The following is a 7,486-nucleotide window of genomic DNA, read 5'->3' as shown; positions in this document are numbered from 1 at the left end:
GTGGCGGCCGTTCAGCGCGGCTACCCGCGCGTGCATCGCCAGTCAGGCCGTGGTGATGGATGCCACTGAGAAAGCGCAGTTCCGCCTGCGGGCGGCGCAGTGCCAAACAAATCAGCGCCAGAGCAAGGTGCTGGAGCGTTTGCTGGAAGCCGGGCATGTGCGCTCAGGCGGCGGCTTTTTGGGCGGCATGACCAACGAGAAGTACGCCAAGATCACAGGCACCTCCAAAGCCACCGCCACCCGCGACCTGTCCGACCTGCTTGCCAAAGGCTTGCTACGCGTGGAAGGCGTGGGCAAGGCCACGCGCTACGCCGTGAATGTGCCCGGCTGGGAGCAGCCTGCACTCAAGCCCTGAGCGCACGCCGATTGATTTTGAAAGTGCTACGTAATTCATAGCTGTCTGCGCAGTATTGACGAGGGCTACCGGCCTATTTGATACGAAGACTAGAGCCGAACCCGGGCCCATCACCCACCATACAGCCCTGCCAAACCAAGCGTTTACCTCCCCGGCGCACAATGCTTTCATCCAAGGACTCCCTGCATGCGCCGCCGCCACTTCCTCCCCATCGCCCTGTGCCTGCCGCTAACCCGGCTGGCCTGGGCACAACAGCCCACCACTCCCGAGCCTGAAGAAGACCCGCCGCAGGCGCTGCCGCACTACAAGGTGTCGGCCGCGCGGCTGCAGGCTGCCGTGGCGCAGCGTTTCCCGTTGCGCTACCCGGTGCAGGGGCTGATGAATCTGGATGTGCAGGTGCCGCAGCTGCGCCTGCTGCCCGCGCTCAACCGCATGGGTGCCGAGATGGTGGTGCACGCGGCGGGCCCGGCGCTGCAGCGCAGCCACCAGGGCACGCTGGAGGTGGAGTTTGCGCTGCGTTACGAGGCCACCGACCACACGGTGCGCGCGTACCAGTTGCGCCTGGCGCGCCTGCAGTTCCCCAGCCTGCAGCCCGGCGTGGTGGCGCTGCTCAACACCTATGGCCCCGCGCTGGCCGAGCGCACGCTGCTGGAGGTGGTGCTGTACACCTTGCGCCCGCAAGACCTGGCGCTGCCCGATACCCTGGGCATGCAGCCGGGCAACATTACGGTGACCAGCGAGGGACTGACGATTGGTTTTGTGCCGAAGGCACGCTGAAGCGTTCCTCAACGATTGGCCGAATCTGCCTCGGCCTCGGGCCACAGTTGGGGGAACAAAAACCGCAAAGCATGCTGCGGCAGACCGAAGCGCACCTTGCCTTGCGGCGAGTCGGACTTGAGCAGCCCGCGCTTGACCAGCGCGCCCAGCGCATCGGTGGCGCCGCGGTCGCTCATGCCCAGCATGGCCTTGAAGTCGCCGCGCGCCATGTCTTCGCCGCTCAAAAACAGGTAGTGCAGTCCGCGCAGTGCTTCCTGGCGCACACCTTGTTTGAGCACCGTGGCCTCAAACACCAGGCAGGCTTCGATGCGCGCCTTGATGGTCTCGAAATCCAGCAGGCCCGCCATGAAGCGGACCTGGTCCAGGCAGGTGTCGAGCACGTAATCGGCCCAGGCGATCAAGGCCTGCTCGCTCAAGTTGCCGCGCCCGTCCAGATCGCCCCGACGCAGGCTGTCGGCATCGGCCAAGAGTGCGTTGTAACGCTCGGTGCTGCAGGCAAAGCCACGCAGTGGCGACCACAGTCCGCCGGTGTAGCCCAGGGCCGTGAGCCAGGTGTGCGTGTGCAGCCGCATGACACGCCCGTTGCCATCCACAAAGGGGTGGACCCAGCCCAGGCGCTGGTGCGCGCAAGCCAGTGCCACCAGGGCCGCCTCGCCGCGGCGCACACCGCCGTAAAAGGCAGACCAGCGCGCCAAAAACACCGGCACGCTGGCATGCGCCGGTGCCACGTGCTGGCCCACCTGGACGTCACGCTGGCGCAGCGCGCCGGGCACGATGGGTTCTTTCTCTGGGGTTACCAGATCAGCCGCCGGCAAGTGGCCGAACAGTTTGCGGTGGATGTCCTGCACTGCGTCCACCGAATACAGCGCTGTAGCACCCTTTGCCCCGCCGTAGCGCTGCTCCAGCGCCTGCTCGGCCTCGATGTGGGCCACCGCCAAGCGCTGTTTGGCGGCCAGCGTCGCGTCTTTGGAAAAGTCCTGGCGCAGTGCCTGGTCTATCTCGTGCGGGCGGGTGTGTTGGCCCTCAATGCGGTTGGTGTAGTACGAATTCATGCTGCGCAGCAGGCTGCGCAGTTCAGGCGGCACGCGGGTGCCTGCCAAGGTGGTGGCCAGGCGGGACAGGTCGTGTGCCTTGGCCAGCAGGGGCTCCATGCGCGACTCAAAGGGGAGCAGGGGTTCGAACTGGTGAACTTCGGTGTACATGGCGCTATTTTGCCAACTTATATGGTTTTGTAAATGTTTGATTTACAACGGATTTTTTATGTTTTTGCCAACCTATATGCCAAGCTTGAAAGCACACACCAAAACGGCAGGTTCAAGCTGCGTCGGCCCACGCCGCCAGCGACAGCGCAACGGTGGGCGCGCCACTCCGTTTTTGATAGCTATCTACGCATATTCCACGGGGGCTGGTGGCTTATTTGGCCGCATTAATCCTGTGCCAACAAAGCCCCCAGCTCCTGCAAGCCAATCGCCTGCGCGCCATGGCGCAGGGGGATGCGCTCCAGCCCTGGGTACACCACATAGCGCTGCGCTATCTGCAGGTCGTCGCAGGCAATGGCGAAGCCCTTTTCCGGGCTGGGCGCCATGGAGCGTTTGATCTCGATGGCCATCTCGGGTTTGCCGCCTTTCTCCAGCACCAGGTCAATTTCTGCGCCCACCTGGGTCCGGTAGAAGTAGGGCACGCGACGGCTGCCGGCGGCCTGGATCAGGTTCTCGATGCAATGGCCCTCATAGCTCAGGCCGCACACGGGGTGGCCCAGCAGGTCGTTCAGGGTTTCCAGTTCCAGCAGGCCGTGCAGCAGGCCGCTGTCGCGCACATACACCTTGGGCGACTTGACCAGGCGCTTGCCCAGGTTGCCGCCCCAAGGCCGCAGGCGGCGCACCAGTTGCAGGTCCACCAGCAAGTCGATATAGCGGTCTATGGTGGGGTTGGCCACGCCCAGCGCGCTGGCGATGCGCGCCTGGTTGAGCACACTGCCCTGGTTGTGCGCCAGCATGGTCCACAGGCGGCCAATGGTCTCGGCCGGCAGACGGGGCGCAAACATGGGCACGTCGCGCTCCAGGTAGCTGCGGATAAAGTCGCGCCGCCAGTCCAGGCTTTGGCTGTCGTCAGCAGCTAACAGGCTGTCGGGAAAACCGCCGCGCAGCCACAGGGTGCTGTCGGCAATGCCAGCCGCAGCGGCTTCACCGGTGTTGAGCGGAGCAATGTCAAGGTAGGCCACGCGCCCAGCCAGGGTTTCGCTGGACTGGCGCATCAGGTCCAGCGCCGCGGAGCCCAGTAGCAAAAACTGCCCGCTGCGCAGGCCGGCTTGCCGGTTGTCGTCGATGATGCCGCGCAAGATTTCAAACACGCCGGGCGCGCGGTGGATCTCGTCCAATATGACCAGCTTGCCCTGCTGGGCGCGCAGGTAGGTATCGGCATCTTCCAGCCGCAGGCGGTCGGCGGGGCGCTCCAGGTCCAGGTACACCGCGCCGCCGGGCCAGTCCTTTGCAAGGGTGCGGGCCAGCGTGGTTTTGCCCACTTGGCGCGGTCCCAGCAGCACCACGGCAGGGGTTTGGAGCAGTTTTTGGCGGACGGTGGACTCGAATTGGCGACTAATCATTATTGCAATTTTAACTAATGAAGTTATTTTTGCAATGTAAATATGCATCTCCTGACCATAATGGGCACCTGGGATCACTAAATATGATTCGATACGCTATCTATTTAGTAGCTTGTTACGTATATTCCACGGTGGCTACAGGCTTATTTGTCGCGCAGCTTGGCGAATGGGCTGGCCATTGTCAGTGGCATGGCATGGGCTGCCATTCGTCATTTGGGCGACCAGCCCTTGGCCAACCGGCAAGTACCATGCTCACGAATCAACCTGCCCGCTATGGGCCCCAACGGAGAAAATTATGTTCAGTCATGTGATGCTTGGTGTGAATGATCTCGAGGTTTCGAAGAAGTTTTACGATGCGCTGCTCGGCACGCTGGGCATTGGCCCCGGCGTTGCCAACAAGAACCGGTATTTCTACCGCAGCCCCACGGGCACGTTCTGCATCACCACGCCCATCAACGGCGAGCCCGCGACGCACGGCAATGGCAGCACCCTCGGGTTCAACATGCAATCTCCCGAGCAAGCGGATGCATTCCATGCGGCTGGCGTCGCCAACGGCGGCACCACTTGCGAAGAGCCGCCGGGCTTTCGCGACGGCTCGGTGGGCAAGCTCTACCTGGCGTATGTGCGCGATCCCGACGGCAACAAAATCTGCGCGCTGCACCGCCCCGCCAAGTAAGGCGTGCGGCGCTTGAGGCGCGGCCAGCGGTGGTGCGCGGGCTGGGGATTTCGGTTTGCTCCTGATTTAATAGCGGATTGCGCAGGATCGACGAGGGCTGGAGGCTGATTTGACATATGAGACAAGCCTGCGCCGCCCCGGCTGCAGCAGGCAAATGCCATTCCGGCCAAAATGCGCCAATCAGGGCGCTCACCGCCCGCTTCCATCCCAAGGAGCCCCCATGCCCAATCTCTCCACCTTCCCCGTCACCCACCCAATTACAAAAAAATGGCCCGCCCAGCATCCCGAGCGGCTGCAGCTCTACTCGCTGCCCACGCCCAACGGCGTCAAGGTGTCGATCATGCTGGAGGAGACCTTGACGCCGTACGAGCCGCATCTGGTCAGCTTCGAGACCCACGACCAACTGTCGCCGGAATTCCTCTCGCTCAACCCCAACAACAAGATTCCCGCCATCATCGACCCGAACGGTCCGGGGGATAAGCCGCTGGCGCTGTTCGAGTCCGGCGCGATTCTGATTTACCTGGCCGAGAAGACCGGCCAGTTCATGCCGCAGGATGCGGCGGGCCGCTACGAGACGATCCAGTGGCTGATGTGGCAGATGGGCGGCGTCGGCCCGATGTTTGGCCAGCTCGGCTTCTTCCACAAGTTCGCCGGCAAGGACTACGAGGACAAGCGCCCGCGTGACCGTTATGTGGCCGAGAGCAAACGCCTGCTGGCCGTGCTGAACCAGCGCTTGGAGGGCCGCGCCTGGATCATGGGCGAGGCCTACACCATCGCCGACATCGCCACCTTCCCCTGGGTGCGCGCCCTGATCGGCTTCTACGAGGCGGGCGATCTGGTGGGCATGCAGGATTTTCCGCAGGTCACGCGGGCGCTGGCGGCGTTTGTGGCGCGGCCAGCGGTGGTGCGCGGGCCGGGGATTCCGGCGCGGTCCTGATCTGATAGTTGTTCCCGCAGGTGCTTCGGCCTCGGCGACCGAGGGGCGACAATCTACCCCCCAACCGATGAATGGCAAAGAAGCCACCCATCACCAGCATCAAGAGCAGCAACATGACCCAAGACTTGAATCAACCGAACGAATCGAAGAAGCCGGCGCTTTGCGCGTCGTGCGCCGGCGTCCAGCGCAACTGGCGCGGCGCTCCCGGCCATCCCGAACTGATGCAAGGCGTCAACCGCAAAGAGCCGCGCAGCCACGGTCAGGTCACCATCACCAAGTACCGCTGTGAACGCTGCGGCACCCAGTGGGAGTACGAGAACAACAAGGTCAACCTCCACGCCGGTTGGTCGGTGGTGGGCGGATAGACGGCGTCACGCCGACATGCGCCCGTGATGTGGTGCGTCGGCCCGCAGCACATCGCGCAGAGGCCTACACCATCAGCCAGCGACCCAGCTTCTGCAGCGTCTTTTGCTGCGTAAAGTAAGCGCAGTGGTGCACGCCTTCGGACTTGTCGAACGACAACGCGTCGACCACATTCGCTGCGCTGTGCATGGACTCGGTGTCCACCACCAGATCGTTGGGGCCGGGGAACAGCCGGTCGGTCACGCCGTCGGCCCGCCGTGCCGACATAGTTGACGACCTCGCGCCCAGTCTGGTCACTGAGAATAACATGGGGGCCAAGGCCTGCTTTTTTCAGCGGCTCGCTGGCGCGGCGATGGAATCCGACAAAGTCCTGCCGCTCAAGCGCACTGGAAGTCGCGAGCGCCTGCGCCACCAGCTGGGCTTTGATCAGTTGGCCATCGACCGCCAGAAGCTGGGCACGGACCGTCTGGAGCGTATCTTTTTCGAGCTGGACGCGTTTGTCCTGGTACATGTGGAGAAACAAGGCAACAGCACCGAGCATGCCAGGGAGCAGGCAGGCGAGGACCAGCCAAAGTAACAGCGCACGCACCGTCCACAGCGGCACGGGGCAAAGCAAGCAACAAGTGGATCGAGCCTACATGGTCTGGTCGACCGTCAAGGGCGCCATCAACTCAAGCTTGTCGCGAGGAAACCCAGCGCGGCAGCATGGCAACCAGCACACCGTCCTTCCGTACAAAATGATGGTAGAGCGCCGCGAGCGCGTGCAATCCGGCGAGCCAGAGGATCGCGTCTCCGAGCCAGGTGTGGAGGGTCGCAATCGTCGCCCCCGTGGCGTGTGAAATTCCGACCGGCGGTGGAATCTGCCAGCCGCCCAGGAGCGTCAGGGGATGGCCCTCCAGCCAGGCGCCAGCCACGGCACTCAAGGGGAGCGCAAACAGCAGCAGGTAGAGCGTCCCTTGCACCGCCTTGGCAGCCAGCGCCATCCAGCGCGCCAGCTGCACGGGCTCGGGTCGGGTGTCGACCATGCGCCACAGCACGCGCAGCACCACCAGCGTGAACACACACAATCCCAGCGTCTCATGGAGCTGCCGGTCGAAATCGCGGGCGGGCGAGTAGACGCGCTGCTCCGACCCTCCCGGGCCGTAGAGGAACGCCGCCAGAACGAAAATTGCGGTGAGCCAATGGAAGGCCTGGGCGACGATGCCATAACGTGTGCGCGAGTGGAGCTTCATTTTGTTTCCTGTGATTCACAAATGTGGCGCATCTCCCCACCCAGCTTTCAAGCTGACCATGCCGCCCTCGCCGCGCCTGCGCTTGTCGGGTGTCAGTTGTTCAGCAAAAGCTGCATGATGATGCCGGTGGCGATGGCAACCAGAACATAGTCACCGCCTGTTTGCACCCAATGGTAACCACGGGGCGGGGCACTCAGGTGATGGCCACGCCAGTCATCGACCACATAACTTCTGTTGCGGTACTCGGGCGGAAGGCGATCGCCCCGGTGGAATTGCTGGTTCGGCCCGGCGCCACGTTCGTCCCGTCGCTCATTGTTGTACGCGCGACCCTGATTTTGAGGGCGATGCTGTTGGCGTGCCTCGTTGCCGCGACGATTCTGCTGGCCCATGGGTGCCGATTCATCGCGCTGGGCGAAGGCCACCCCGCCGATGCTCAAAGACATGGCGATGAGGGTGGAAACAATTGCTTTACTGTTCATGCTGGACTCCGTTAGGTTGGGACCTGTCATCTTGGTCAAGATTCACGATAGCCTTTTCAAACGAT

10 protein-coding genes and 1 pseudogene are annotated in these 7,486 nt (G+C 63.2%); 6 read left to right on the top strand and 5 right to left on the bottom strand.

The genetic code is table 11. The annotated features are described in order from the left end of the window. Both B3V69_RS12300 and B3V69_RS12295 read left to right on the top strand, forming a co-directional pair. Nucleotides 1-355: pseudogene (locus tag B3V69_RS12300) on the top strand (Fic family protein); the annotation flags it as partial. 186 nt (nucleotides 356-541) lie between these two features. Further along, the gene (locus B3V69_RS12295; protein ID WP_296446945.1) at nucleotides 542-1,132 is read left to right on the top strand and encodes a DUF1439 domain-containing protein; all 591 of its coding nucleotides are present in this window, start codon (nucleotides 542-544) and stop codon (nucleotides 1,130-1,132) included. A gap of 8 nt (nucleotides 1,133-1,140) precedes the next feature. Here B3V69_RS12295 and B3V69_RS12290 read toward each other — a convergent pair whose 3' ends face one another. Next, nucleotides 1,141-2,334 (bottom strand): Fic family protein, encoded by a 1,194-nt coding sequence (locus tag B3V69_RS12290; RefSeq protein ID WP_296446942.1) that lies wholly within the window; start codon nucleotides 2,332-2,334, stop codon nucleotides 1,141-1,143. 224 nt (nucleotides 2,335-2,558) lie between these two features. Further along, nucleotides 2,559-3,734 (bottom strand): ATP-binding protein, encoded by a 1,176-nt coding sequence (locus tag B3V69_RS12285; protein WP_296446940.1) that lies wholly within the window; start codon nucleotides 3,732-3,734, stop codon nucleotides 2,559-2,561. A gap of 295 nt (nucleotides 3,735-4,029) precedes the next feature. Between B3V69_RS12285 and B3V69_RS12280 the strand changes: the two genes are divergently transcribed. From B3V69_RS12280 to B3V69_RS12270, 3 genes are all read left to right on the top strand, one after another. Beyond that, nucleotides 4,030-4,410: a VOC family protein gene (locus tag B3V69_RS12280; protein WP_296446938.1), complete on the top strand. Its 381-nt coding sequence runs from the start codon at nucleotides 4,030-4,032 to the stop codon at nucleotides 4,408-4,410. A 220-nt stretch (nucleotides 4,411-4,630) separates the two neighbouring features. Beyond that, nucleotides 4,631-5,347, top strand: a complete 717-nt coding sequence (locus tag B3V69_RS12275; protein ID WP_296446936.1) for a glutathione S-transferase N-terminal domain-containing protein — start codon at nucleotides 4,631-4,633, stop codon at nucleotides 5,345-5,347. A gap of 113 nt (nucleotides 5,348-5,460) precedes the next feature. Next, nucleotides 5,461-5,712, top strand: a complete 252-nt coding sequence (locus tag B3V69_RS12270) for a hypothetical protein (RefSeq protein ID WP_296446934.1) — start codon at nucleotides 5,461-5,463, stop codon at nucleotides 5,710-5,712. Nucleotides 5,713-5,776: 64 nt separating this feature from the next. On the opposite strand, the gene B3V69_RS12265 is transcribed toward B3V69_RS12270, so the two are convergent. Further along, nucleotides 5,777-5,977, bottom strand: coding sequence for a hypothetical protein (locus tag B3V69_RS12265; protein ID WP_296446933.1), 201 nt, complete (start codon nucleotides 5,975-5,977; stop codon nucleotides 5,777-5,779). 40 nt (nucleotides 5,978-6,017) lie between these two features. Here B3V69_RS12265 and B3V69_RS12260 point away from each other — a divergent pair, with 40 nt between their 5' ends. Continuing rightward, nucleotides 6,018-6,287, top strand: a complete 270-nt coding sequence (locus B3V69_RS12260) for a hypothetical protein (RefSeq protein ID WP_296446931.1) — start codon at nucleotides 6,018-6,020, stop codon at nucleotides 6,285-6,287. Nucleotides 6,288-6,381: 94 nt separating this feature from the next. Here B3V69_RS12260 and B3V69_RS12255 read toward each other — a convergent pair whose 3' ends face one another. Together B3V69_RS12255 and B3V69_RS12250 are read right to left on the bottom strand one after the other, a co-directional pair. Next, nucleotides 6,382-6,942 (bottom strand): cytochrome b, encoded by a 561-nt coding sequence (locus B3V69_RS12255; RefSeq protein WP_296446929.1) that lies wholly within the window; start codon nucleotides 6,940-6,942, stop codon nucleotides 6,382-6,384. 92 nt (nucleotides 6,943-7,034) lie between these two features. Then, on the bottom strand, nucleotides 7,035-7,421 hold the full coding sequence (locus tag B3V69_RS12250) for an RcnB family protein (protein WP_296446927.1): 387 nt from the start codon (nucleotides 7,419-7,421) through the stop codon (nucleotides 7,035-7,037). Nucleotides 7,422-7,486 lie beyond the last annotated feature (65 nt).

The sequence above is a fragment of the Rhodoferax sp. UBA5149 genome (assembly GCF_002413825.1).
Lineage (GTDB): Bacteria > Pseudomonadota > Gammaproteobacteria > Burkholderiales > Burkholderiaceae_C > Rhodoferax.
This window is presented reverse-complemented; position numbering and strand designations above follow the sequence as displayed.